The organism is Fontivita pretiosa (assembly GCF_050410795.1).
Taxonomy (GTDB): Bacteria; Planctomycetota; Phycisphaerae; order Tepidisphaerales; family Tepidisphaeraceae; genus Fontivita; species Fontivita pretiosa.
This window is the reverse complement of the sequence record NZ_CP191258.1, coordinates 3,973,911-3,998,243: the sequence shown is the minus strand read 5'-3', so window position 1 is coordinate 3,998,243 and position 24,333 is coordinate 3,973,911. Positions and strand designations below refer to the sequence as shown.

Annotated in this window: 18 protein-coding genes; 8 read left to right on the top strand and 10 right to left on the bottom strand. The window is 63.6% G+C overall.

The window, feature by feature from the left end; translation table 11 throughout:
* Positions 1–11 precede the first annotated feature (11 nt).
* A complete protein-coding gene (locus ACQS5P_RS16120; RefSeq protein WP_428937643.1) occupies positions 12–839 on the bottom strand; it encodes a hypothetical protein in 828 nt (275 codons plus the stop codon).
* 42 nt (positions 840–881) lie between these two features.
* Between ACQS5P_RS16120 and ACQS5P_RS16115 the strand changes: the two genes are divergently transcribed.
* The gene (locus tag ACQS5P_RS16115; protein WP_428937642.1) at positions 882–1,991 is read left to right on the top strand and encodes a Zn-dependent alcohol dehydrogenase; all 1,110 of its coding nucleotides are present in this window, start codon (positions 882–884) and stop codon (positions 1,989–1,991) included.
* Between the two features lie 143 nt (positions 1,992–2,134).
* Here ACQS5P_RS16115 and ACQS5P_RS16110 read toward each other — a convergent pair whose 3' ends face one another.
* From ACQS5P_RS16110 to ACQS5P_RS16100, 3 genes are all read right to left on the bottom strand, one after another.
* The gene (locus ACQS5P_RS16110) at positions 2,135–2,257 is read right to left on the bottom strand and encodes a hypothetical protein (protein ID WP_428937641.1); all 123 of its coding nucleotides are present in this window, start codon (positions 2,255–2,257) and stop codon (positions 2,135–2,137) included.
* A 173-nt stretch (positions 2,258–2,430) separates the two neighbouring features.
* Positions 2,431–3,291 carry a serine/threonine protein kinase gene (locus ACQS5P_RS16105; RefSeq protein ID WP_428937640.1) on the bottom strand — a complete coding sequence of 287 codons (861 nt, stop codon included), beginning with the start codon at positions 3,289–3,291 and terminating at the stop codon, positions 2,431–2,433.
* A gap of 258 nt (positions 3,292–3,549) precedes the next feature.
* Entirely contained in the window at positions 3,550–4,149 is a 600-nt protein-coding gene (locus tag ACQS5P_RS16100) for a peptidoglycan recognition protein family protein (protein WP_428937639.1), read from the bottom strand.
* A 375-nt stretch (positions 4,150–4,524) separates the two neighbouring features.
* Between ACQS5P_RS16100 and ACQS5P_RS16095 the strand changes: the two genes are divergently transcribed.
* Entirely contained in the window at positions 4,525–7,611 is a 3,087-nt protein-coding gene (locus ACQS5P_RS16095; RefSeq protein WP_428937638.1) for a valine--tRNA ligase, read from the top strand.
* Positions 7,612–7,659: 48 nt separating this feature from the next.
* Here the strand turns inward: ACQS5P_RS16095 and ACQS5P_RS16090 are convergent, their stop codons facing one another.
* Entirely contained in the window at positions 7,660–9,888 is a 2,229-nt protein-coding gene (locus ACQS5P_RS16090) for a DUF255 domain-containing protein (protein WP_428937637.1), read from the bottom strand.
* 120 nt (positions 9,889–10,008) lie between these two features.
* On the opposite strand from ACQS5P_RS16090, the gene ACQS5P_RS16085 reads away from it, so the two are divergent.
* Positions 10,009–11,283 (top strand): DNA recombination protein RmuC, encoded by a 1,275-nt coding sequence (locus ACQS5P_RS16085; RefSeq protein ID WP_428937636.1) that lies wholly within the window; start codon positions 10,009–10,011, stop codon positions 11,281–11,283.
* Positions 11,284–11,337: 54 nt separating this feature from the next.
* Entirely contained in the window at positions 11,338–12,546 is a 1,209-nt protein-coding gene (gene ilvA, locus ACQS5P_RS16080) for a threonine ammonia-lyase (protein WP_428937635.1), read from the top strand.
* A 62-nt stretch (positions 12,547–12,608) separates the two neighbouring features.
* On the opposite strand, the gene ACQS5P_RS16075 is transcribed toward ilvA, so the two are convergent.
* Both ACQS5P_RS16075 and ACQS5P_RS16070 read right to left on the bottom strand, forming a co-directional pair.
* On the bottom strand, positions 12,609–13,253 hold the full coding sequence (locus tag ACQS5P_RS16075) for a YdeI/OmpD-associated family protein (protein ID WP_428937634.1): 645 nt from the start codon (positions 13,251–13,253) through the stop codon (positions 12,609–12,611).
* Positions 13,234–14,841: a glycoside hydrolase family 28 protein gene (locus ACQS5P_RS16070; protein WP_428937633.1), complete on the bottom strand. Its 1,608-nt coding sequence runs from the start codon at positions 14,839–14,841 to the stop codon at positions 13,234–13,236. Before ACQS5P_RS16070 ends, ACQS5P_RS16075 begins: the two co-directional genes overlap by 20 nt.
* 190 nt (positions 14,842–15,031) lie before the next feature.
* On the opposite strand from ACQS5P_RS16070, the gene ACQS5P_RS16065 reads away from it, so the two are divergent.
* On the top strand, positions 15,032–15,973 hold the full coding sequence (locus ACQS5P_RS16065; RefSeq protein ID WP_428937632.1) for an aldo/keto reductase: 942 nt from the start codon (positions 15,032–15,034) through the stop codon (positions 15,971–15,973).
* 24 nt (positions 15,974–15,997) lie between these two features.
* Here the strand turns inward: ACQS5P_RS16065 and ACQS5P_RS16060 are convergent, their stop codons facing one another.
* From ACQS5P_RS16060 to ACQS5P_RS16050, 3 genes are all read right to left on the bottom strand, one after another.
* Complete coding sequence (locus ACQS5P_RS16060) at positions 15,998–17,074, bottom strand: glycoside hydrolase family 172 protein (protein WP_428937631.1); 1,077 nt, start codon at positions 17,072–17,074, stop codon at positions 15,998–16,000.
* Position 17,075: 1 nt separating this feature from the next.
* On the bottom strand, positions 17,076–18,593 hold the full coding sequence (locus ACQS5P_RS16055) for an alpha-glucosidase/alpha-galactosidase (RefSeq protein ID WP_428937630.1): 1,518 nt from the start codon (positions 18,591–18,593) through the stop codon (positions 17,076–17,078).
* A gap of 203 nt (positions 18,594–18,796) precedes the next feature.
* Entirely contained in the window at positions 18,797–19,423 is a 627-nt protein-coding gene (locus ACQS5P_RS16050) for a DUF4190 domain-containing protein (protein ID WP_428937629.1), read from the bottom strand.
* A gap of 134 nt (positions 19,424–19,557) precedes the next feature.
* Between ACQS5P_RS16050 and ACQS5P_RS16045 the strand changes: the two genes are divergently transcribed.
* From ACQS5P_RS16045 to ACQS5P_RS16035, 3 genes are all read left to right on the top strand, one after another.
* Positions 19,558–20,883 carry a Gfo/Idh/MocA family protein gene (locus ACQS5P_RS16045; RefSeq protein ID WP_428937628.1) on the top strand — a complete coding sequence of 442 codons (1,326 nt, stop codon included), beginning with the start codon at positions 19,558–19,560 and terminating at the stop codon, positions 20,881–20,883.
* A gap of 203 nt (positions 20,884–21,086) precedes the next feature.
* Positions 21,087–22,169 carry a 4-hydroxythreonine-4-phosphate dehydrogenase PdxA gene (gene pdxA, locus ACQS5P_RS16040; protein WP_428937627.1) on the top strand — a complete coding sequence of 361 codons (1,083 nt, stop codon included), beginning with the start codon at positions 21,087–21,089 and terminating at the stop codon, positions 22,167–22,169.
* 89 nt (positions 22,170–22,258) lie between these two features.
* Positions 22,259–24,328: a hypothetical protein gene (locus ACQS5P_RS16035; protein WP_428937626.1), complete on the top strand. Its 2,070-nt coding sequence runs from the start codon at positions 22,259–22,261 to the stop codon at positions 24,326–24,328.
* The last annotated feature ends 5 nt before the right edge of the window (positions 24,329–24,333 follow it).

Sequence of the window (24,333 nt, the reverse complement as noted above, 5' to 3'; positions counted from 1 at the left end):
ACCATCATGGGTCAAGCCTTGCCGGACGAGCGGGTGGTGGCCGGGCGAGTCGCCGGCGACTGGGGCAGCTCGCCGTTGAGCAGCAGAGGCGCCAGGATCGAGCGGGCGAATGGTCGCATCATGGCGCCGATGTGGTCGCCGGCGTTGTTGTAGCGCGTCCAGGCGCGATCGTAGGCGAATTGTTTGAGCTTGGCGTATTGCTGCGGATCGGCGGTGTCGGGCGTGGTGAACCCGACCCTGCCCGCCGCATCGGTCTTGACCCGATCGATCGTGCCGAAACTGCGTGTGCCCCAGCCCAGGATCTGGTCGGCAACGCTTGTGAAGACGTAGGCATTTCCCCTGACATGCCGCAGCGCGGCGGTAAGGTCATACTGTGGCGACAGGGCCGGCGCGATCATGAGCAGAGTGTCGATCTGCACGTCATCCGGGAGCTTTTCCAGCGCCCAGACGGCGATGCCCGTTCCGCCGCTATGACCTGTGAGGATAATTCGTCGCGACGGACTGGCCCGGCGGGCATCGACGATCATTTGCGCCACCTTTTCCGCCTCGCGCTGATTGCCCTGGTAGTTGCCCAGCGCGGGCATGCCGGGGTTGCCGTTGGTCCAGTCGTAGATCCGGATCTCGGCATCCAGCCCGCCGAGCTTCAGCCCGCCTGTCATCTGGTCATCGATGCGCATGTGCCCGCCGATGCCGGGCAGGTGAATCAACAGAGGGCTTTGGCCATCCGCGGCGAAAGCCCTGACAAGCAGTGAGGCGTCCAGTTGAGCGTACAGCAGCAGTGCGGCGACAGCGAGTGCGCGCCACCGGTTCGAGCCAATCGTCAACCGCCACCACTTCATGCCCACTTTGCCTCCGGGTTCTGCTAACGATAAGAAAACGGCATGGTGAAGATCAAGGCGGCGGTGCTGCTGGGGCCGAACAGGCCTTTCGTGATCGATGAGCTGTCGCTTCAGGAGCCGCGCGCTGGCGAAGTGCTGGTGAAGGTGCGCGCGGTGGGCGTTTGCCACAGCGACTGGCATCTGGTCACGGGGGCCACCAGACATCCCATGCCGGTAGTGGCCGGACACGAAGGCGCCGGCGTAGTCGAAGCGATCGGCGCGGGCGTTGACGATCTTGGCGTCGGGGATCACGTCGTGCTGAACTGGGCACCGAGCTGTGGGCACTGCTTCTACTGCCTGCGCGGTCGGCCAAACCTGTGCGACACGTACACCGCCCCGATCTGGGCCGGCACGATGCTCGACGGCACGACGCGGTTGTGGCTGGACGGCCGGCCGGTCTACAGCTACTGCGGTCTGGCAAGCTTTGCGGAGCGAACGGTGGTGCCGCGGCAAAGCTGTGTGAAGGTGCGCAAGGATGTGCCGTTCGAGGTCGCGGCGCTGGTGGGTTGCGCTGTCGCGACGGGTGTGGGGGCGGCGATGTTCACGGCCGGCATACGCCCGGGAGAGTCCGCCGCAGTGATCGGCTGCGGCGGCGTGGGATTAAGCTGCATCCAGGGCGCGGCGTTGTGCGGCGCCTGGCCGATCATTGCGATCGATTTGAAGCCCGGGCGGCTCGCGATCGCCCGGCAACTGGGCGCGACGCATGCTCTTGTGTCGGGCGCGCCCGGTGAGTTGATCGCGCAGGTGCGGGCGATGACAGGCTCCCGCGGCGCCGATCACGGCTTCGAGGCCGTCGGTGTCCCGGCGCTTCAGGAACTGGCGCTGGAGCTGGCGCGCCCCGGGGGAACCGTGACGCTGGCAGGACTTTCGCCGATGGGTTCAGCAACCAACCTGCCCGGTGCACGGATCGTCCGTGAGGAAAAGACCATCAAAGGCAGCTACTACGGCAGCGTCAACGCGCATCGCGATTTCCCGATGCTGCTGGAGCTGTACACGGCCGGGAGGCTCAAGCTCGACTCGCTGGTCTCGCGACGTTATTCACTGGAGCAGATCAATCAGGCGTATGAGCAGTTGCTGCAAGGCGAAGACGCGCGGGGGGTGATCGTCATCTGACATGAACGAAAAAAAGAGAAGGGCCTGCTTTAGCGGACCGGAACTTTGTGATATCGCCGATGCAACATGGCGAGACTTAAAATACCGGCCCGCGATAGCAGACCCTTCCGCGGCGGCTTGGGATTTTCACTGGACGGGCGATGTCAATCGTCCACATCCACTTCGAGCTTGCCGCCGTCATCATCGGCGTCGGCGTCGATCTCGCAGCCGACCATCGCGCCCGTCGTGAACACACCCAGCAGAAGTAACACGAGCCAGCGTGCCATATGGGTTCTCCTTTGTTAGTGCACGTGCCTTTGACGGGGCAAAGCCGGTGCCAGCGGGCGCTGCACCGCTGATTCGGCCAAAACGCTCACCGAAGTTTGCAGACGTCGGACAGGTTGGCGGAAATGTCGGTGCCCGTGCCGAGTTGACGTGGGACGGCGCGGACAGAACTCAGTCAGACATTCAGTTGTGCGGTGCCGCCGGCGGCAGGCATCTGCTTGCTGAGGATGTGCTTGCCCAGCTCCAGCCGCTGAATGACCGCGTCCATGTCCGGCGGACGCTTGCGCGGGCTGGTGGCGATGCAGTCCATCACCAGGTTTGAAAGCACCGGGGGAACCTTGGGGTTCAGATCCGCCGGTGTGTCGATCCGCGTGTCCAGCAGGAAGCTGTTCTCCCCCTTCTTGTTGACCGTGTAAAGCGTGGGAATGTGTTTGCCGGTCAGGTTCCAGTACAGTGTGGCCCCGAGGTTGAACACGTCCGTCTGTACACTGATCGGCCGCCGGGCCACCTGCTCGGGGGCGATGAAGTCCGGCGTGCCCTGGATGCGTTCCTTGACCGTGCCGATCTTGCAGCTCTGTCCGAAGTCGATGATCTTGACCTTCCCCTTATCGTTGCGCAGGACGTTGTTGGGCTTCATGTCGCAGTGGGCGTAGCCCATCTGGTGCATGGCCCGCATCCCCTCGGCGACCTGGATGAACGTGTCGATGATGTCCATGAGATCGGTGGGCGGACGGACATCCAGCGGCTTGCCGTCCACGTACTCCATTACCATGAACGCCTCGCTCACCTTCAGCAGCAGCGTTTTGACGATTTTCAGGTCGTAGGCGCGGCGGAGGTTGGGGTGGGTGAACTGCCGGCTGATCTCGTACTCGGTCTCCATCTGCTCGATGTAGCGGATGTCCTTGGGTTCAGCGCGGACGACGTGCTTAAGCGCGTAAACCTGGCGGGTTTCGGGGTCTTGCACGAGGTAGATCGTACTTCGCGCACCCTCCCCCAGGCGCTCCAGAACATCATAGTGGAGGAGTTTCTGAGCCATGCAACTTGTTCCACCCCGGCCGGGTAAGTCTGCATCACGCTCACCCGAACGGTGGGAATCGGGCGGGGACAACCACAGGGCGGTCGATGAAGATATCGATGAACCGCAACCGCCGAATGATACGACTCACCCTACGGATTTACCACCAAAGTAGGTTAGAACAAACGCACAGCTTATGCAAGGGAGAGAATGGGGAGCACGGGATTGCGGCTTTGGGATTCGGGATTGCGGATTGGCCGACCGATCCCCAATCCGCAATCAAGGCAGCAGTTGCTCACGGAACGCGGTGGTCGGGAAGTATTTTCCAACCCCCGTCGCGCCGCCGGAATCGTGCATCATCAGCACTTTCCCCGCTGGAATGTCGAAGCGGCTCTGAAGCGCGTTGACGAGCTGTGCCAGCCGGCGGATTTGCGTGGACGTGGGCATGGCATGATCAAAGTCCCCGATCAGGCAGATGCTGATGCACGCCGGATCGATCCCCGTCGCCCCAGCCGGCGGATGCGCAGGAAGCTGCTGGTTCCACCGCTGGCCGATCTGGATCTCCCCATCGATGGCGCCCTCGCCATTGCCGATGACGAAATGATCGCCCAGCCCCGCGCTGCCGCGGCTGAGGCTCATGGCGTTGCCCGAGGCGGTGCGGCTCTGGTGGATGTAGATGTACTTCCATCGTCCGCCACGGGGCGCCACCTGGGTCTGGAAGATCACGTCCAGGGACTCGGGCTGATCAACGGCAAAGAGGCTTGAGGAAGCATCCGGCGTCAGCGGCGCCGGCGCCAGGGCCAACAGCAGGGCGCTGGTCAACGTCAGAACCGATATGAGCGTTGCGAAGACGACAACTTTGCGGTGCGGCTTTTTCACGTTTCTGTCCGCCTGAGAACCCGACTGATTCCTACCACCCGACGCGCGTCCGATAATACCCGCGGTCCCCCTTCTGCTTTGTTCATCGGCACTGCCGGTTATCGACTTGCAGAATTCGCGAAAAAATTGTCCCGGAGGACTAAAGTTTGGACGATGTCAGGGTTCAGCGGACCGCCGCAGGCTTGATCCGCCCGGCAAACCGACTACCTTTTGTCCATGCTACCCATGTGCTGTAAACCGATCCAATGCACCACCTGCCGCGGGGCTGTCGTCATGCCCTAGGCTTGGCCGGATGGCCGGTCCTCGTACTCGCCGCGGACCCCGCGATCTGTTCCATCTGTCCGGCAAACCGTGTAGCCTGAAATCTGGTCTGCCATGAGCACCGAACTGCCCAAAACCTACGACCCGGCATCCGTCGAACCCGCCACGTACGAGCTGTGGCTCAGCGAGCGGTCGTTCCATGCCGAACCGACCGACCCCGGCCAGCCGTACTGCATCGTGATTCCTCCCCCCAACGTCACCGGCGCCCTGCACCTGGGGCACGCGATCAACAACACCTTGCAGGACATCCTCATCCGCGTGCACCGCATGCGCGGCTTCAATACGGTCTGGATCCCCGGCATCGACCACGCCGGAATCGCCACCCAGGCCGTGGTCGAAAAGGAGCTGAAGGAAAGGGAAAACAAGACCCGCCACGACATCGGCCGAGAAGCGCTGGTCCAGCGCATCTGGCAGTGGAAGAACCAGTACGGCCAGCGGATTCTGGAACAGCTCAAGCGACTGGGATGCAGTTGCGACTGGGACCGCACGCGCTTCACGCTGGACGAGCAGTGCGCCCGCGCCGTGCGCGAGACTTTCTTCAAGCTTTTCAGGGACGGCCTGATCTATCGCGGCAAACGGCTGGTCAACTGGGACGTGCACCTTCAAACCTCGATCAGCGACGACGAGATCTACTACGAGACGGTCAAGACGAGCCTTTGGCACGTGAGGTATCCGATCGTTGATCAGCCCGACAGACCAGCAGATGCACCGACAAGGACACGAACTGAAAGTGCCGCGGATTCCACCGCTGCGTCTCGTCCCCGCTACATGATCGTGGCCACCACGCGTCCGGAGACGATGCTCGGCGACACGGCCGTCGCCGTCCATCCCGACGATCCGCGCTGGAACTGGGCCATCGGCAAGTTCGTCGAGCTTCCGCTGACCGGCAGAAAGATCCCGATCATCGCCGACCCGATTCTGGTGAACATGGAGTTCGGCAGCGGCTGCGTGAAGGTGACGCCCGCGCACGACCCCAACGACTACGCCTGCTGGCAGCGGCAGAACGGCAGGATCGACATCATCAACATTCTCACGCCCGATGGGCGGATCAACGACGATCCGCGGATCCCTGAGAAGTACCGGGGCATGCCGCGGGAGCAGGCCAGAAAGATGGTCGTCGAGGACCTCATGCACGCCGGCCTGCTGGAAAAGGAAGAGCCTTACGAAACGCAGGTCGGGCACTCCGACCGCAGCAAGACGCCGATCGAGCCGTTTTTGAGCGACCAGTGGTTCGTGAAGATGGCCCCGCTGGCCGAGCCGGCGCTCCAGGTCGTGCGCGAGGGCATCATCAAGTTCTTCCCCGAGCGCCACGCCCAGCAGTACCTGAGCTGGCTGGGCGAAAAACGCGACTGGCCCATCTCACGCCAGCTTTGGTGGGGGCATCGGATTCCGGTGTGGAGTCGCAGTTGGCAACCTGAGCACAACAAACGCGAGGATCGCTTTGCTGATGACCAGACATGGCCCGAGCGCATCAACATCGACGATCGCCTGAAAAATAAGTTCCGTGGTCAGATTTGCTTCCAACGAGCAATTGATGAGAGGACGGGCACGACTCACGAGTATGCGTGCGTTCGACCGGGGAACCCGGAGCTTGAGGCGATCATCGAATCGGCCGGTTTCGTCCAGGACCCCGACGTTCTGGACACGTGGTTCAGCTCGGCCCTGTGGCCGCACAGCACGCTGGGCTGGCCGGAGCGAACGGCGGAGCTGGAGACCTGGTACCCCACCAGCGTCCTGGTGACCGGACGGGACATCATCACCCTCTGGGTGGCGCGGATGGTGATGATGGGGATGTACAACATGGGCACTTCTTCTCCCTCGCCCGGTACTCCGGGAGAGGGCAGGGGTGAGGCTTCTTCGTCGAGCGCCTCTCAGCCGGACTCCCGGGAGAGAGGACAACAGGAGCTTCGCGCGCTCGGCAAGCAGCTTGGCATTCCCTTCTACCACGTCGCCATCAACCCAACGATCCTTGATGGCAAGGGCGAGCGGATGTCCAAGTCCAAGGGCAACGGCGTGGACCCCGTGGACATCATCGAATCCCACGGCGCCGATGCCCTGCGATTCACGCTCACTCACATGGCCACCGAGACGCAGGACGTGCGCATGCCCGTCAAACGCCTGCCCAACGGCAAGAACACCAGCGAGAAGTTCGACCTTGGCCGCAACCTCTGCAACAAGCTCTGGAATGCGGCAAGGTTCGTGCTGGCGTCGATCGAATCAGTGGCCACAGAGCAAACGGAGAGTACCGAGCAGTCTTCTTCGAATCGCAGATCGGACGACTCCGCGCCTGCGTACCTTGATGAAACGAAATGGTCCATGGCCGACCGCTGGATCGTCTCGCGGTTCAACCGCACGGTCGCTGAAGCCAACGACGCGCTGGCCAACTATCGCTTCGACCAGTACGCGCGGGCATGCTACGACTTTTTCTGGCGTGATTTCTGCGACTGGTATGTGGAGGCTTCCAAGCCCGCCCTGAAGGATCCGGCGCGCGCGCCGCTGACGGCGCACATCCTGGCCAGTGTGCTGGACGGAGCGCTTCGGCTGATGCACCCGATCATTCCGTTCATCACCGAAACGATCTGGCAGCGGCTGAACCAGGCCTACCCGGAGCGGGGCCTGCCCGGACGGCTGATGAGCTGCACCAGCCCGCTGCTCATCCGCGCCGCCTGGCCGCAGGTCGGCGACTTCGCGCAGGCGGCCGAGCACATCTTCCCCAGGCTTCAGGAGATCATCGTCGCGATCCGCAACCTGCGAAACCAGTACAAGGTGGACGCGAAAAAGACCGTGACGGTTTCGATCCTGGCGCCCGGCGAAGCGGCGCGGCAGATTCACGATGCCCGCGAGATGATCGAGCTGCTGGCCACCTGCATGCTCAGGGATGTCCGCGCCGACCTGTCGCCCATCGCCAACGCCGCCCGCGCCCTGGCCGCCGGGTGCGAAATCTATGTCGAAGGTCTGGTCGATCCCGACGCCGAGAGGCAGCGAATCGCCAAACGACGCGATGAACTGACCAGGCAGATCCTTGCCCTGCGGGCTCGGCTGAGCAACCACGCCTACCTGGCCAAGGCGCCGCCGCACCTGGTCGAGCAGACCAGGACCCAACTGACTGAGGCCGAAGCCGAGCTGGCCAAGCTGGGATAGACTGCGGATGTAGCACGACCAGGACGCACGTGACATGAACGTGAATGTTCACGCTGGCCGGACATCGAACACGCGCGTTATCTCCGGCAGACAGGCGGATTCATCGCACGCCTGATACCGCAGCGCGACATGAATCACCTGTGTGGCCGGCTGCTTGAACCTTACGACGATGCTCGTCTGCCCGGCCCAGGTCTGCCCCGGCGGATACTCGATCGTCTCGATTTGCGCATCGGGAACACGCACCTCCGTAGGAATCATCCCCCCCGCCGGCGCGTTGCTGTTGATGTGAAACGGCGGCAGGATCTGAAGCCGCAGCTCCAGCTCCGTCGGCGAGCGCCAGGCCGTGTCCACCGTGACAACGCGTTCCGCCAATTCGTGCAGCGACATGGGGCGGCGGCTGTGCGCGTCGGCTGTCGGCTCGACGGTCAGCTCGCCATGCTGATCGACGTACAGCATCGCCGCCTCCAGCATCGAGCTCATCGCCTCGACCTGCTGAAGCAACTGCTGGGCGAAGACGCTTAAGGTTCGGGCGGCGCTGTCGCGGTCGCCCAGCTCCAGCGCCACCATCGCCGCGACCGCGTTGCCACTGGGCAGCGGGCTGTCGGTCGCAACCTTCTGTCGGACGATCAGGTCTTTGGCGTCGCGGGAGGTGAAGTAGAATCCGCCGCGATCTTCGTCGCCGAAGCGATACTGCATTCCCTTGGCCAGCGCGCGGGCCTGATCGCGCCAGCTCTCGTCGCCGCCAGCATCGTGCAGCGCCAGCATCGCCTGACACAAAAACGCGTAATCGTCGAGGAACGCCTCGTGCCTGGGCCGGCCGTCGCGGCTCGTGCGGTACAGCGCGCCTTCTTCGGTCATGTGGTGCTTGACCAGGAACCGCGCGGCGCGTTCGGCGGCGTCAAGGTAATGCTGCTCCTGGAGCACCTGTCCCGCGTACGCCAGCGCCCGGATCATCAGCGCGTTCCAGCTCGTGATGATCTTGGTGTCCAGCAGCGGCTGTTTGCGTTTGCGTCGCGCCTGGTACAGCGCCTCCCGCATTTTCACGATCATTGGATCGTTCTCGCGCTGGGCCCCATCCGGCAGATACAGCACGTTGCTTTCGGCACGACCTGCCCCATGATGCGGATCGGCGAAGTTCGGCCCGCGGTCCAGCCCGTAGACATGCATGAACTCCGCGATCTGCTCGGGCGTGAAGGAATCCTCAAGCGCCTGTTGGACCTGCTCGGCGGTCCACAGATACGAACCGCCTTCGCGGGCATCGACCTCGGCATCAAACGCGGTGTAAAACGCGCCCTGCGGCGAGGTCATCTCCCGCAGCACGAAATCCAGAATGCCCCGCGCAATCCGCGCGTAACGCAGCTCCTCGGTCTGCTCGTAGGCCTCAAGATAGCACCAGGCCAGCATCGCGTTGTCGTAAAGCATGATCTCGAAGTGCGGCACGAGCCACTGCGCGTCGGTCGAGTAGCGGTGGAACCCGCCGCCCAGATGGTCGCGGATACCTCCGTTGGCCATGGCATCCAGCGTATGGCGGACCATGGACAGGATCTGTGCCTGGCGACTTGCGATCTGCGACTGCGGATCGACCTCGACGGGCCTGAGCCGCAAATACATCAGGAGCATTTCGAGCAGCGTCTGGCGCGGGAACTTGGGCGCGCCGCCGAAACCGCCGTGAACCGGGTCGTAGTCGGCAATGCTGCGCCTGACCAGCTCGTCGATCTGCTCCCAGTTGATCGTGATTCGCTGCGAGGCTGGCGGGGGCTCGGCCAGTTGTCGCAGGATGTTCAGCAACTGCTCGGCGCTGCGATGGACATCCGCCCGACGGTTGCGATACGCATCGTCGACCGCACGAAGCAGCGTGACGAATCCCGGCCGGCCATACGCATCCGTGGGCGGAAAATAGGTCCCGCCATAGAACGGGCGAAGGTCCGGCAGCAGAAACACGCTCATCGGCCAGCCCCCCTGTTGCGTCAGCACCTGCACTGCGGTCATGTAGAGCTGATCGACGTCGGGCCGCTCCTCGCGATCGACCTTGATGTTGATGAATCGCTGATTCATCTCGCGGGCGACGGCTTCGTTCTCGAAGCTTTCGCGCTCCATCACGTGGCACCAGTAACAGGTGCTGTACCCCACGGACAGGAAAATCGGCTTGTCCTGGGTCCGCGCCGCCTCGAACGCCTCCGGACCCCACGGATACCAGTCCACCGGATTGTGCGCATGCTGGAGCAGGTACGGGGAAGTCTCGTTGGCCAGCCGATTCGTGTGAGCTGTCTGTGTCACGTTGCGCTCCCGAAGTAGGATCACCGATCATATCCCGGCCCGAGGTCTTCTCCCGATCATTTCATTTGCGATGCCCATGCTCATCCTGTTACAGTGCTTGCGTTAGGGACACGTTAACCTATGGCATGGATTGTGGGCATCCTGGGTTTTGGGCTGGGCGCGGTCGTGGCGTATCTGCTGGCAGAGCGCCGCTGCCGCGGGCTGATCGCCGACCTTCAGCGACAGTGCGCCGTGCTGGAAGAAAAGCTGGGGGCGCGCGAGCAGGAGCTGCTCCGCCAACAGGCTCTGCTGGACACCGCCGAAGCCAGGCTCCGTGAAGCCTTCGCCAGCCTCAGCTCCGATGCGCTTCAGCGGAACAATGAGGCATTCCTGAACCTGGCCAGGGAGAAATTCGCGGCGCTTTCCGCCGAGGCGGTCGGCAGCCTGGAACAGCGCAAGGCCCAGATCGAGGGCCTGCTCAAGCCGATGCAGGAGCTGCTCAACACGTATCAGGCGCGTCTGGCGGAGCTGGAAAAATCGCGCGTCGAGAGCTACAGCATGCTTCGCGAGCAACTTGGCACGCTGGCCGAGACCCAGCGCACGCTCAGCCTCCAGACCACGCAGCTCGTGACCGCGCTTCGCCGCCCTACCACGCGCGGACAGTGGGGCGAGATCACGCTGCGGCGGCTGGTCGAGCTGGCGGGGCTGAGCTCCCGATGCGACTTCATCGAGCAGGCCTCGGTCGATACCGAAGATGGTCGGCAGCGGCCCGACATGATCGTGCATCTTCCCGGGGACCGGCAGATTGTGATCGACTGCAAGGTGTCGCTGGATGCGTTCCTGGACGCCGCCGCCGCGCCGGATGAAGACAACCGCCGCGCCTGCCTGGCGCGCCATGCCCGACAGGTGCGCAGCCGCGCCGTGGAACTGGGCGCCAAGAGCTACTGGAACCAGTTCAAACGCTCACCGGAGTATGTCGTGATGTTCCTGCCGGGCGAGGCGTTCCTCTACGCCGCCGTCGAACAGGACGGCACGCTCATCGAGGACTGCCTCAAGAATCGCGTCATCGTCGCCACGCCCACGACTCTGATCGCGCTGCTGAAGGCGATCGAATTCGGCTGGCGGCAGGAGCAGATTGCCGAAAACGCCGAGGAAATCCGCAAGCATGGCAAGGACCTGTACGATCGGATCGCGGTTCTGGCCACGCACTTTTCCAGGCTCGGGGCCAGCCTCGAGCAGAGCGTCAAGTGCTACAACGAGCTTTTGGGATCCCTGGAATCGCGGGTGATGGTGACAGCGCGGAAGATCGGGGAGCTGGGAGCACGCTCCGACAGGGAACTGCCCGATCTGTCACCGATCGACCGCCAGCCACGCGAGCCGTCGGCGACGCTTGGTGCCGTGAGCGAATCAACCTGACGAGGCCGTCCCGCGCAGCATTCATGGGTACGGGCCGCACGCCCGTGCTGCAACATGTCCGTCACGCTCCAGGACATCCAGGCCGCTCAGCAACGCATCAGCGACAAGGTCTTTCACACCCCCTGTCCCTACTCGCTGGCACTGAGCCGGCTGTGCGGTTGCCAGGTGTGGTGCAAGCTGGACAACGTCCAGGTCACCGGCTCGTTCAAGGAGCGCGGCGCGCGCAACAAACTGCTGCTGCTCAGCCAAGAGCAGAAGCGCTGCGGCGTCATCGCGGCGTCGGCGGGAAATCATGCCCTGGGGCTTGCCTACCACGGACAGCTTCTGGGCATCCCCGTAACCGTCGTCATGCCCAAATGGGCCCCGTTCATCAAGGTCACCAACTGTCGCTCCTTCGGCGCTACCGTCATCCTGCACGGCCAGACGTTCGATGAGGCCCGCAGTCATGCCATGCAGCTTCGGGATCAACATCAGCTCGTGTACGTCCATGGCTTTGACGACCCGGACATCATCGCCGGGCAGGGAACCATGGGGCTGGAGATTCTCCAGGATGTGCCGGACGTGCAGGCGGTGATCGTGCCGGTGGGCGGCGGCGGGCTGATCGCGGGCGTGGGCACGGCGATCAAGTCATTGCGGCCACAGGTCCTGATCATCGGCGCCGAATCCGTCGCCGCACCGACGCTTCACGCTTCGCTTCAGGCCGGACGCGTCGTGCGGATCGAATCCAAGCCGACGCTGGCGGATGGACTGGCAATCGCCGAGGTGGGCAGGCTGTGCTTCGAGATCGCCCGGCGGGTGGTCGATGATGTGGTGCTGGTGGATGAGCCGCAGATCGCCACGTCGATTCTGCGGCTGCTGGAGCTGGAAAAAACGGTGGTGGAAGGGGCCGGCGCCGTGCCCCTGGCCGCGGCGCTGCGCCGCCGCGAGCAGCTTGCCGGCAAACGCGTTGTGCTGTGCCTTGCCGGGGGAAACATCGACGTGAGCACGCTGGGGCACGTGATCGAGCGGGGACTGGCCGCCGACGGACGGCTGTGCCGCGTCATTGCCCGCATCAGCGACCGTCCGGGAGGACTGGCGCATCTGGCGTCGGTCATCGCCGAAACCGGCGCCAGCATCAAGGAGATCATCCACGACCGCAGTTTCGGCCCTGCGGACGTGGCCAGCGTTCGCGTCTGGTGCATCCTGGAGACGCGCGACTTCGAACACATCCGCCAGGTCCACGAAGCGCTGGCCCGCGCCGGCATCGACGCCGAGCCAGGCTGAACAGCCGAAAAAGACTCCCGACCCCTTAAAATAAGGGGTCGGGAGTCTTTTCTCCGGCGCGGTTACTTCCGCGTCATGTATTTCCAGTTGCGCGGCCTGCCCTGCGAGATCCACTCGATCGCCTGCGCCACGCGACGCCGACGCGTCTGCTCCTGTCTGGCCTCGGTGATCCATTCGATGTACTCGCGCTTGTGACTGGGGCTGAAGCCTTTGAAGGTCGCAGCGGCCCTGGCGTTGCGCTTCAGCGCCGCGGCCAGGTCCGGCGGAGTCTTCGGCGGCGGCCTGCTCGCGGTCCGGCTCCGCTGCGGCAGCTTCACCCCACGCTCGTTCAGCTCCACCGCCTGCCTGATCAAATCCACCATGTCCTGCTCTGGCGGAAGCTGCGAGACATCGCTGCACTTTCCCGCCGCCATCGGCGAGCTGGCCCTTCCCTCCAGCACGCCCTTTGGGTCCTTCAGCAGCGACGCCTTCCACAATCCCCATGTCGCGTGCCGTTTGAACGCGGCCATCCCTCCGAGCATCCCTTTGTATTCGAAGCTGGGCACTCTCCACTTGAGCTTCTCCTGCACGTCCGGACAGGCGCGGTGGAACAGCTCGCGGATCCTGGTCAGGATCGGCTGCGCAAACGGCGGCGCGTTGCGGATGTACGCATCGACTTCTGGCGATCGCGTGCCCATAGCCTTGCCCTCATGGTTGGAAATCGACATCGCTCACATGTTCCTGTGAGATCAACCGCACATCGGGAACCTCGGAGCTGACGTTTCTCACGACCGCTCCGCTGCCGCGGCGAAGCAGGATCGTCGCGGCATGCCGTGCCCGGCCGCCGGACTCTTCGCGCAAGCCCTCGATCACGATCCGGTCAAAATCATCGCACTGCACCGCGTGCGTGAAAAACTGTGGCTCATCCTGTGGCCACTTCACCGCCAGATCCCGCAGGCGCAGTTGGCGCACCCCGCGCGCCAGGATCGCCGGGATGTCATGTGCAAAGATCCTCAGCGGCGGCTCGTGTGCCGGGCGAAGGTCGATGTTGCCGCCATACTCGGCCTGAAGCGGCGAGCCGCGCATATTCAGCTTCAGATCCTCGATGGCGACATCCTCGATAAGTCCCGGCTCGGCGGCGTAGATGACCACACCCGCCTCGGCCTCGGCGACGATGCCGCCGATGCGCACGCCGCGAATGCTGCCCGGCGGCGCATCGGGCGACATGGACAGCGCCGAAAGATGAATCGGTTCGCCCTTGCCCCACCAGTGACCGCGGTAAAGGCGGGTGCGGATCACGACATCGCGTATCTGGACATCACTGATTGAACCGCGATCGCGGGCGAAGATGCCGATCCCGCGGTTGGCCTGGATCCGCAGATTGCTCGCCACGACCTCGCGAACGTCGTTGTGCCCGTATCCAATCCGCAGCCCCGCCGAACGTGAACGCAGCACACAATCGCGGATCACGATGTTCTGGCTGGGCCGATCATAGCCGACAAAACCCGGAATGATCGGCCCGTGGTCGCTCACGCCGGAGATCGCGATCGCATCGTCTCCCGCGGTAATTACGCATCCGGAAATCCGCACATCGCGGCTGGTGGTGCAGTGAATGCCGTCGTTGTTGGGAACTTCCTGTGGGTTGTCGATGGTGATATCGCGGATGACGACGTCCCGACTGCCGTTGACATGCAGCGTCCAGTACGGCGAGTTGCGCAGCGTCACGCCGCTGACGCTGACATCCTGGCAGTTGGCGAAAACAACCAGGTTTCCCGGACGCGCCCGGGGCATGATCGGCCCGTCGTCGCGCGCGTCGTGGCCACGAAGATAGCGATCCCCCTGCCGGACAAACCGCCGGTCGTAATCCTCGCCCAGGTTGACTTTGCCTGCATCCATGAACGCCATGCCATTGCCGTCGATCACGCCCTGGCCGCACAGGCCGACGCGGTGGGCATCGACCGCCGAGATCAGCCCGCTCAGCCGGCCGTCGATGCGATAGTCCTCCAGTCGCCGGCTTCCGCGCAGCACGGCCCCGCGTTCCAATCGCAGCTCGACTCCCGCGGGCAGACGAACCGCGCCGCTGACGTAAACGCCCGCTGGAACGATCACCGTCCCTCCCCCCAGCGCAACGCAGGCGTCCAGCGCTCGCTGGATCGCCTGGGTCTGCACAATCGCATCGTCATCGGCGCTGCGCGCGCCGTGGTCGCGAATGTCGATGATGGTCTGTGTCGTGGCGGGCATGGTCGACTGCGCCGTGGCCTGCGATCGCGCCAGCGGCGAGGCGATCAGCAGTGCGAGCAATCCAGTCCACTTCATGGCATTTGCGGCCTGCGAACGCGGCCAGTGCGCATCACCCCGCGATTCTCGCCTGCGGCAAGCGGCAAGGGAAATATCGGCTCCTGTCGTAACACCACCAGCCCGCATCCCGCACGCTCCGCTGCGCACGCGATGAAAGGATCGCCACTGCCCTTGACCAACCCGCGCGACGCTCGTGATAACTGCCAACATGGACCAGATCACTCTTGGGCGGACGGGAATGGTAGTGTCGCGCATGGGACTGGGCGGGGGCGGACAGAGTCGGCTGGGCCAGCAGCACGGGCGGACTGTCGAACAATCCATCCAGATCGTCCGCCGGGCGCTGGATCGAGGCATCAACTTCATCGACACCGCCGAGGGGTATGACACGGAAGAAATCATCGGGCAGGCCATTCGTGAACGGGATCGCGCCTCGATCGTGCTGTCCACGAAAAAGAGCATGTATACGCAGACGACCGTCACGCCTCAGGATCTGCGCGCGGGGCTGGAGCAGAGCCTGCGTCGGCTCGGCACGGAGTATGTGGACGTGTATCACCTTCACGCACTGCGGCCCAGCCAATACGACTACGCGATCCAGCTCCTGGTGCCCGAGATGCTCAAGCTCAAGCAGCAGGGCAAGATTCGCGCCGTCGGCGTGACCGAGGGCTTCAACAGCGATCCCGGCCACGCCATGCTCAGCCGCGCGATGCGCGATGACTGCTGGGACGTGATCATGGTGGGGTTCAACATTCTCAACCAGTCGGCGCGGCAGCGGGTGTTGAGTCGGGCAATCGAAAAGAACGTCGGCGTGTTGTGCATGTTCGCCGTCCGCGCGGCGCTGAGCCGGCCAGAGCGGCTGCGACAGATCATTGCCGGGTTGATTGCCGAGGGCAGGCTCGATCCGGCGATGATTCAGGACGCCGACGACCCGTTGGGATTCGTCGTCCGCGATGGCGCAGCCACCAGCGTGGTCGATGCCGCATACCGTTTCTGCCGGGACGAGCCGGGCATTCATGTTGTGCTCAGCGGGACGGGCAACATCGAGCACCTGGAGCAGAACATCGCGTCGATGCAGCGCCCACCACTGCCGGCCGACGTGCGGGCGCGACTGGTGCGCATGTTCGAAGGGATCGACACCATTTCCGGGCAGTGAGCGGGTAAGCCTGCGAACCGGGCGTCAGATCACTTCCAAAGCGTCGCGATCGCCCAGCGGCGGGAACGGCGCCGTCGGCAGGGTCTGATACCAGTACGCCACTGACGCGATATCGTCCTGAAGCGGCAGATAGCGCTTGTGGCTCTTCCAGCCCAGCGCCTGGATCGTCACGCGGAGATCCTGCTCGAAGCGGATCGGGTCGGTCAGGTGCCAGCGGTACAGGCCGAAACGCTGCTGCGACTGGTATTCGCCGTCCGGGCGAATGACCTGCGGCATGCCCGCATAGGGCGTGGTGTACTCCTGGTACTGTCTGGTCAGGGGATTTTGAAACCCGTAGCTGCCGCAGAAATAGTCCTCGGTGCCCGTGCCGCAGATCGTCGGAAACTCCCCGTCGCCATCGAGGTAAAACTTGATCTCTCCTTCGCCCCACCAGCCGCTGTTGTGCGAACCCCAGGCCATGTACGTGCCCACGTAGTGCCCGCGCCCCCTGACGCCGTCCAGAATCGTGTAGACCTGCTTGTACGGCAGCGGGTTTGTGCGGCGAAACTGCGCGTGGAAATACGCCGCGTCATCCGGCACAGCTCCCAGCGCGTAGTCGATCTGGTAGTACAGCGTCATCGTCTCTTCATCACGGTTCTCGAAGGTCATCCGGCAGCGCTTGCGGAACGGCATCGGCCAGTAACAGTTGAACCCGCTGCCCGGGTTGACGCAGACCGCCAGCGAGGAAACCTGGGCATACTTTCCCCAGCCGTTGGCGAAGAAGTCGCCTACGGGACACTCGACGCTGGGCTGTGGCTGATCGTCCCAGTAAATGCGAAGGATGCTGGACCGCCAGCGACCGGTGGGCGTCATCCAGATGTGCTGGATTCCGCCCGGGCCGGCGATGTCGCACAGCGTGAACGTCTGATGCGGCTCGATCCGCACCGACGGCGAGATTTTCCAGCCTACCCCAAGCTCCCGGGCGCACTGCTTGCCGGTGCCCTCGGTGGCCATGGCCCCCTTGCCTTTTTCGCCCGTGAAGTTCTCGGGACTGATCGAGCGGGACTTGACGGCTGAAAGCCGCCAGATCGAAGCAATGTCTGAAAAAAGTTGCGTATCCATTTCAACGGTATCCCGGCAGGTACTCGCGTTCGGCGTCAAACAATTCCAGTGTCATTTGCCGGATTTCGCGCGGCGAAAGAATGGCGGCCGTCAGCGGGTCGAACATCATCGCCTGGATCGCCACCTCTTTGCTCCGTTCGATGCACGCTTTGGCGGCGAGGTCGAAGTAGGCCATGTTGCTGTAGCAGATGTGCGCCATCTGCGAAGGCAGCGCGCCGTAGCGGGTGGGGTTGATGCCGTTGCGATCGACCATGCAGGCGACTTCGACGCATCCGTCGCCGGGCAGATTGGTGATCAGCTTTCCTCCCTCGCCCGATCCGCGAACTCCGGGCTTCTCGGAGTTGTTCATCACGTTACCGTGGATGCGGAACGGCGCGTCTTTCTCGCGGGCCTCGATGATCCAGGAGGCATATTCCCAGGATCGCTGGAGCTTGATCTGTTCCTGTCCGTGAACCAGACGCATCCGCTGCTCGTCGGCGGCGCGGCGCCAGCTCGGCCAGTTGGTCGCATAGAACCGGCTGCCGCCGTTGTACCCCAGGCGAAGCAGCTTTCGCCCGGCCTCGCTCTTGCGGTAATACGGCAGATATTCGCTCAGATGCCCGCTGCTTTCGGTGATGAACGCGCCGAAGTGCAGGCACATGTCCTTTCGCACCAGGTCCTCGTATTGCCAGGTTTTGGAGATGTGATTGCCGTGCGTTGGATCCCGTGAATCGAACGGCGCCCGCCCGGCTTCGGCCTCGCGGATTCCTTCTTCGACTTCACGGGCGAACTTCTCGTACAGCACACTGGTGTACAGATCGCGTCCGTTGTGTCGGAGCTTGGTGAACCACGCCAGGTGATTGATCCCCGCGCATTCCCACTCCATCTGCTCATACGGAACTTCCGCGTATTTCGCCAGCAGATGGCTGGTTCCCTGAACGCTGTGGCACAGCCCCACGACCGGCACTTCCGGCACCGCCCGCCCCGCCGCCAGCACCAGCATGCTCATCGGGTTGGTGTAGTTGAGCATGATCGCGCCGGGCGCCAGCTCGCGGATGTCGCGCAGAATATCCAGAAATACCGGAACCGTGCGCAGACCCTTGAACAGTCCCCCCGGACCTACCGTGTCGCCGATGCACTGATCGATCCCGTACTTCAGTGGAATGTCGTTGTCCCAGGCGACGCACGCGGTACCGGAGACCTCGACGCAGCAGACGGCGTAATCAGTGCCGGGGATCAGCTCGCGGCGGTTCGTGCTGGCGCGCACGGTCCAGCCATCTTCGCGCCCACAGTCGCGGATGAGCTTGCCGATGACCTGGTACATCGTGGAGAGGCGGCTTTCATCGATGTCGCAAAGCCGAAACTCCCCGCGATCGGCGCCGGGTATCAGCAGCACGTCGCGGCACAGCGTCGGACAGAAGCTGGAGCCGGCGCCCATGAACGTGATGTTGATCGGACGATGGATTGACCCGCGCAACCCCTGCTGCGAATCCGCCGGTTTGGTGTGCGCAGCGTGACCGGACGTGCTTTGCTCAGACATGGATACTCCAATGAAATCCGCGGCGCCTGCACGCAGCAACGCCAAGCAATCTGCTGCCCGCGCCCCGGATACGTAAATTCAAACGAAAACAATCGCCGCGAGCAAGCGGAGCTGGCACTGCGCTCAAAGCCGCATTGACCCTCTGCGACTCGGCGTTGAGCACTGTTTGCGGCCACGAACAAGAGCCAATGCTTTCCCGGCACTCACTCCAGCGTCAAGTCCTGGATCTTGACTGTCTTCTGGCCCACGTCCCCCACCAGCGTCGCGGTGAAGCGCTTGCTTCCGTTTTGAAAGTTGGCGCTCCCGGCGACGACGATGTGAATGCTGTTGCCGCCGCTGGAGTCGGCGTCGAAGCGGCTGATCGAAAAATCCTTGAACGAACCCAACCCCTTGAGCTGCGCACTGAGCGACTCCAGCTCGGCGGAACTGAGCTTGCCTGTCGTGTAGCTCTGTGCTTTGGCAGTATCGCCTTCAGCCAGGCTGGTGAAAAAGGCCGAGCCGGTCTGCTCGGCGGGCTGTAGCACGCGGTCCTTGAGTGCGTGGAACCCCATGTAGCTGGCGGTACCGAAGCTAACCCAGCCGAGTATCCCAAGCACCCCCAGCACAAGCCCTGCGATGGCCATCCCCTTGCCGCCGACCTGAGTCTGATTGGCTTTGCGGATCCCCAGGATCCCAAAGACGATCGCCAGCAGGCTCGTAAGCACCGGAACGCAGATGAGCAATCCACAAATGAGGCTGGCCACGGCCATGCCGTTGGTGCGTGCCGCACCGGGCGGCGGGAAAGCTCCATAGCTCGTCGGAGGCGGCTGCTGCGGGGGCATCTGGGACATGAATCCGGCTCCTTTCCATCAGGTTGGCCGATGAGCATAGCAGAAACTGGCACTGGCGCGCGATCCGGTTACAATTGTCCAATCGGTTTTCCACACGCACGCGATATCCGGGTTTTTTCGCCCAAGGAGTTGGAGTGAGTACGTCACGAAAACGCTATGCCCTGGTCGGGCTCGGTTCCCGTTCCGCCATGTTCAGCCGCGCGCTGCTCAAGGACTACGCCGACACCTGCGAGCTGGTCGCCTTCTGCGACATCAACCAGACCCGCATGGATCACTGGAACGCCCACTACGCCAGGGAGCTGGGCATCAAGCCCCTGCCCACCTACAAGCCCGATCAGTTCGAGCAGATGATCCGGCAACACAACGTCGATTGCGTGATCGTCACCAGCATCGACCGCACGCACCACACCTACATCATCCGGGCCATGGAGGCCGGCTGCGACGCCATCACCGAAAAACCCATGACCATCGACGCCGAGAAGTGCCAGCAGATCATCGACACGATCAAGCGCACCGGCCGAAAGCTCACCGTCACCTTCAACTACCGCTACGCGCCGCGAACCACCAAGGTCAAGCAGTTGCTGAGCAGCGGGATCATCGGCGATGTCAAGAGCGTCCACTTCGAATGGCTGCTGGACACCAGCCACGGCGCTGATTACTTCCGACGGTGGCATCGCGACAAGCGCAACAGCGGCGGGCTGATGGTCCATAAGGCCACGCATCACTTCGACCTGGTCAACTGGTGGCTGAACAGCACCCCCAGAATCGTCTTCGGGATGGGCGATCTGGTCTTCTACGGCCGGGCCAACGCCGAAGCGCGCGGCATCACCAGCTTCTACGATCGGGCCCACGGCTCGGAGATCGCCAAAAACGACCCGTTCGCCCTGCACCTGGAAAAGAACGAAAAGCTCCGCGAGCTGTACCTCAAGGCCGAGCACGAGGACGGATACTTCCGCGACCGCAGCGTCTTTTCCGACGGGATCAGCATCGAAGACGACATGGCGGTGATGGTCAAGTATCGCAACGGGGCGGTGATGACGTATCACCTGACGGCCTACAGTCCCTGGGAGGGGTATCGCGTGGCCTTCAACGGCACGAAGGGCCGGCTGGAGTACGAGGTCCAGGAGAACAGCTACGTCAGCGGATCGGACACCGACGCCAATCGTCCCGACATCCGGGACGCCAAAGAGTATGTGGTCACCGAGCCGATCAACATCCTGGTTCGCCCGCTGTGGGGCAAGCCCATGAAGATCGAGTTTCCGGCGACCAGCGAAGGCGGGCACGGCGGGGCAGACAAGCGGCTGCTGGAAGACCTGTTCTCCCCGACCAGGCGAGAGGATCCCCTGGGCCATCGCGCCGATCATGTTCAGGGCGCGATGTCCATCCTGACGGGAATCGCCGCCAACCAATCGTTCAATACCGGCCTGCCGGTCAGGATCGACGACCTGGTGCGGTTCTGACTGGGGCGGGGCTGCGTGCAGAACCATGCCTGCGGAGGCGATTCAGGCAGGCACGCAGCAGCGCGCCTGCTGCGCGGAACAGCTCTGCCCATAAAGTCAACAATAAATCCGCAAAAGACGGGGCGGACAATCCGCAGCCGCCGATTTTTCCGTTTCTCATTTGCCATTTCGCATCGGCGGCTTAGGCTTTTATTGCACGGGTGATGCGGGGCGAATCGCCGCCCGATCATCGTCCGCGGGAGCATCCGGTGGAGTATCGACCGACCATCGCGATCACCATGGGAGATCCGGCCGGGATCGGCGCCGAGGTCATCGTCAAGGCGCTGGCCGACCCGATCCTGCGGCACCGCGCGCGCTACATCATCTATGGGATGAACGAGCTGCTGGCCTACGCCGCCGACCTGGCCGAGTACGACGTGTTCTGGTGGCGAGACCAGTACAACGGGCGGCTTCGCGCCTACCCGCACGACGTCGTCGTCGTCGATTACGACCAGTATTCCATGCTCGGCACCGCCATCCGCAGCCCCAGCAAAATGGGTGGCGAAGCGTCGATGCGATTCTGCCTCGACGCCATCGAGGCCGCCCAGAAACACCTGGTCGATGCCGTCGTCACCGCGCCCATCGCCAAGGAAAGCTGGAAGCTGGCAGGCTATCACTATCCCGGGCACACCGAGCTGTTCGCCCACCGCACCGGCGCCAGGCGATACTGCATGATGTTCGCTGGCGGACCACTGAAAGTCGCGCTGGCCACCGTGCACATCCCGCTGATGGGACTGTGGGGCAAACTCAACATCGGCGCCATCTTCCAGCCGCTGGAACTGCTTCACGATGCCCTGGTCAACTGGTTCGATATCCCCAGGCCGCGCATCGCGGTGGCGGGCGTGAACCCCCACGCATCCGAGAACGGCCAGTTCGGAGACGAGGAAGAACGGCTGATCGCGCCGGCGATCCTCATGGCCCGGGATCAGGGCATCGACGCAACAGGCCCCTATCCGCCCGATACCGTCTTCCTGGCCGCCAGAGACGGAAAATTCGACGCCGTGCTGGCCATGTATCACGACCAGGGGCTGATTCCGGTAAAGCTGCTGGCGTTCGACCGCGCGGTCAACCTTACGCTGGGCCTGCCCATCGTCCGCACCAGCCCCGACCATGGCACCGCCTTCGACATCGTCGGACGAAATCGCGCCAATCCCGGCTCGATGCGCTCGGCGATCGAAATGGCGATCGACATCTCCATTAAGCGACACAACCGACTGGCGTTGGCCCGACATACCGAGGCGCGATAACCCCTTTGGGTTCGACTTGATCTTTCTGCATCTTGGGGTGAAACTTTCCTGACCCGTCAGTGTCATGGTCTTGAGGGGCACGTTTCGGAATGGCCATTACCGCCGAATGCACCACTTGCGGACGAAAGTACCAGGCGCCGGACGCCATGGCCGGCAAGCGGGTACGCTGCAAGCAGTGCGGAAACATCTTCCAGGTGCCCCAGGCTGATATCGACAGCGGCCCGGACCTCAACGCCATCGCCGAGCTGGCCGAGCTGGAAAAGAGCTTCCATGCCATCGACGCGAGCATGACCAGCGGCGGATCGGGTATGGCCCGCGCCGCGCCGGGCGAACCCTTCACCGACGCCGAGTCGCCACCCGTCGCCCCGCTTCGCACCGGCCGAACCAACGTCCGCTTCAAGTTCGCCTACGCCAAGGAGCTTGACTACTGGACCCCGATCGTGCTGACCGTCGGCTCGCTGCTGTGGCTTGGATACCAGAGCCTGACGCGATCCGAAACGCCCGTGTTGTGGATCAAGCTCGCGCGGCTGGCGATCCTGATCCTGGCCTATTCGCTGCTGATCGCGCCGCTGTCGCTGGCGATGATCCGCGCCGCCGGACGCAGATATCGCTTCCAGATGCCCATCGCCGATCGCTGGCGAGCGTTCGCGACGTATCTGCCCGCCTGGGCCATCGGCGTGGTCATGTGGCTCGTCGGCGACGGACAGCTCATCGCCCTGGTGCTGGGGTGTCTGGCGGGCGTGGCCATCTCCACCGCGGCGCTGTGGCTGCTGTTCCGACTTCAGCCCTACGAGATCGCGCCGACGGCTCTGTTCGCCAGCATCGGGTTCTTTCTGGGTCTGGGCATCGCGGGCATCGTCATGTGGGGGTTGAACACGCTGGCGCTGAACATCGTAGTGGCCACGAAGCGCCCGGACGTCGTGCCCGCCAGCCCCATCGCCCAGGGGATGGCGTGGATTTCGCAGGAACAACAGAAGCAACTGCTGGCGGCGCGCCAGCCGCGGACCATCCGCCCCGCGCCGACGAACAACACCAGCCTCCCACCCACGACAGAGCCCCAGACCCCAACGCCGCCGTCACCGTCGCCGACCGAGCCGCCGATCAGCAGTTCCCCGCTGGTGAAGCTGTCCAAGGCCGCGCCGATTCCACCCGCCTTTGACGAGGTGATCCGCCCGCTGACCGATTCGCCCTACATCGCCGTGCGCCGACAGGTCGATGGCAACATGCAGATCGACCTGTGGGACACGCGCACCTGGGAGCACGACGGCCAGGCCAGGTTCGCCGCCTCCTCCGAACCCGGCGGCAACAAGTACGTGCTGAGCCCCGACGGCGTGTACCTGGCGCGGATCGCGACGTTTCCGCGGCTGTCGGTGCAGGTCTGGAGCTTCGTGGATCAACGCGTCGCCAAGGTGCTTTATCTGGACAACGCGCTGGGCTGGCCGGAGCTGGTCGGATTCGCCGGCACCGATCGCCTGCTGATCCGCTGGCAACGCAGCGACGCCTGCACCCTTCAGGTCGTGCAGATGTTCTCCGATCAACCGGCCCGGCTCATCGCCACGCCCTTCTTCGAGACGATCGGCAACACGCTGGCGGTCAGCCCCGACGGAATGCTCGCCGCCATCACCGCTAAGGTCCAGAACATCCCGACGGTTTTGGTGTACAACCTGGAGACTGGCCGACAGATCAATTCCGCCGCGATCACGTCACTGGATCCGCGCTGGCCGCTGACACCCACGGGAATGGCTTTTTCCTTCGACAACACGCGGCTGGCGATCCTCTTTGAGCAGAGCGGCAACGCCCTGCTGCTGTGCTATCAGATCCAGCCCAGCAGTCAGAACGCCCAGCTCGTCGCCGAGCACGTCTATCCCGCCGGCGTCATGCCCGGACTGGATACCCATAACTTCACCGGCAACGCTCTGGCCTGGCTGCCGGACAACAGCGGCTGGCTCATCTACGGCCAGGGCGTGTTCGGCCCCAACACCGGTCGGCTTGTCGAAGACCTGAAGCTGCCCAAGGTTCAAATCTCCCGCGTGGTCACTCCCGATATTGTTCAGGTCGTCGCCGACGCCGCTCCCGGCTCCGGCCAGAAACAGATCGCCCTGCTGCGACTGGACATGCAGAAGGTCTCGTCGATGGTACGCGAGATCGATCGCAAGTGATCGCA

Excerpts from the sequence above, each read along its gene's own strand:
- ACQS5P_RS16120 (WP_428937643.1), bottom strand. The coding sequence starts at position 839 with ATGAAGTGGTGGCGGTTGACGATTGGCTCGAACCGGTGGCGCGCACTC.
- ACQS5P_RS16115 (WP_428937642.1), top strand. The coding sequence starts at position 882 with ATGGTGAAGATCAAGGCGGCGGTGCTGCTGGGGCCGAACAGGCCTTTC.
- ACQS5P_RS16110 (WP_428937641.1), bottom strand. The coding sequence starts at position 2,257 with ATGGCACGCTGGCTCGTGTTACTTCTGCTGGGTGTGTTCACGACGGGC.
- ACQS5P_RS16105 (WP_428937640.1), bottom strand. The coding sequence starts at position 3,291 with ATGGCTCAGAAACTCCTCCACTATGATGTTCTGGAGCGCCTGGGGGAG.
- ACQS5P_RS16095 (WP_428937638.1), top strand. The coding sequence starts at position 4,525 with ATGAGCACCGAACTGCCCAAAACCTACGACCCGGCATCCGTCGAACCC.
- ACQS5P_RS16085 (WP_428937636.1), top strand. The coding sequence starts at position 10,009 with ATGGCATGGATTGTGGGCATCCTGGGTTTTGGGCTGGGCGCGGTCGTG.
- ilvA (WP_428937635.1), top strand. The coding sequence starts at position 11,338 with ATGTCCGTCACGCTCCAGGACATCCAGGCCGCTCAGCAACGCATCAGC.
- ACQS5P_RS16075 (WP_428937634.1), bottom strand. The coding sequence starts at position 13,253 with ATGTCGATTTCCAACCATGAGGGCAAGGCTATGGGCACGCGATCGCCA.
- ACQS5P_RS16070 (WP_428937633.1), bottom strand. The coding sequence starts at position 14,841 with ATGAAGTGGACTGGATTGCTCGCACTGCTGATCGCCTCGCCGCTGGCG.
- ACQS5P_RS16065 (WP_428937632.1), top strand. The coding sequence starts at position 15,032 with ATGGACCAGATCACTCTTGGGCGGACGGGAATGGTAGTGTCGCGCATG.
- ACQS5P_RS16060 (WP_428937631.1), bottom strand. The coding sequence starts at position 17,074 with ATGGATACGCAACTTTTTTCAGACATTGCTTCGATCTGGCGGCTTTCA.
- ACQS5P_RS16055 (WP_428937630.1), bottom strand. The coding sequence starts at position 18,593 with ATGTCTGAGCAAAGCACGTCCGGTCACGCTGCGCACACCAAACCGGCG.
- ACQS5P_RS16050 (WP_428937629.1), bottom strand. The coding sequence starts at position 19,423 with ATGTCCCAGATGCCCCCGCAGCAGCCGCCTCCGACGAGCTATGGAGCT.
- pdxA (WP_428937627.1), top strand. The coding sequence starts at position 21,087 with ATGCGGGGCGAATCGCCGCCCGATCATCGTCCGCGGGAGCATCCGGTG.
- ACQS5P_RS16035 (WP_428937626.1), top strand. The coding sequence starts at position 22,259 with ATGGCCATTACCGCCGAATGCACCACTTGCGGACGAAAGTACCAGGCG.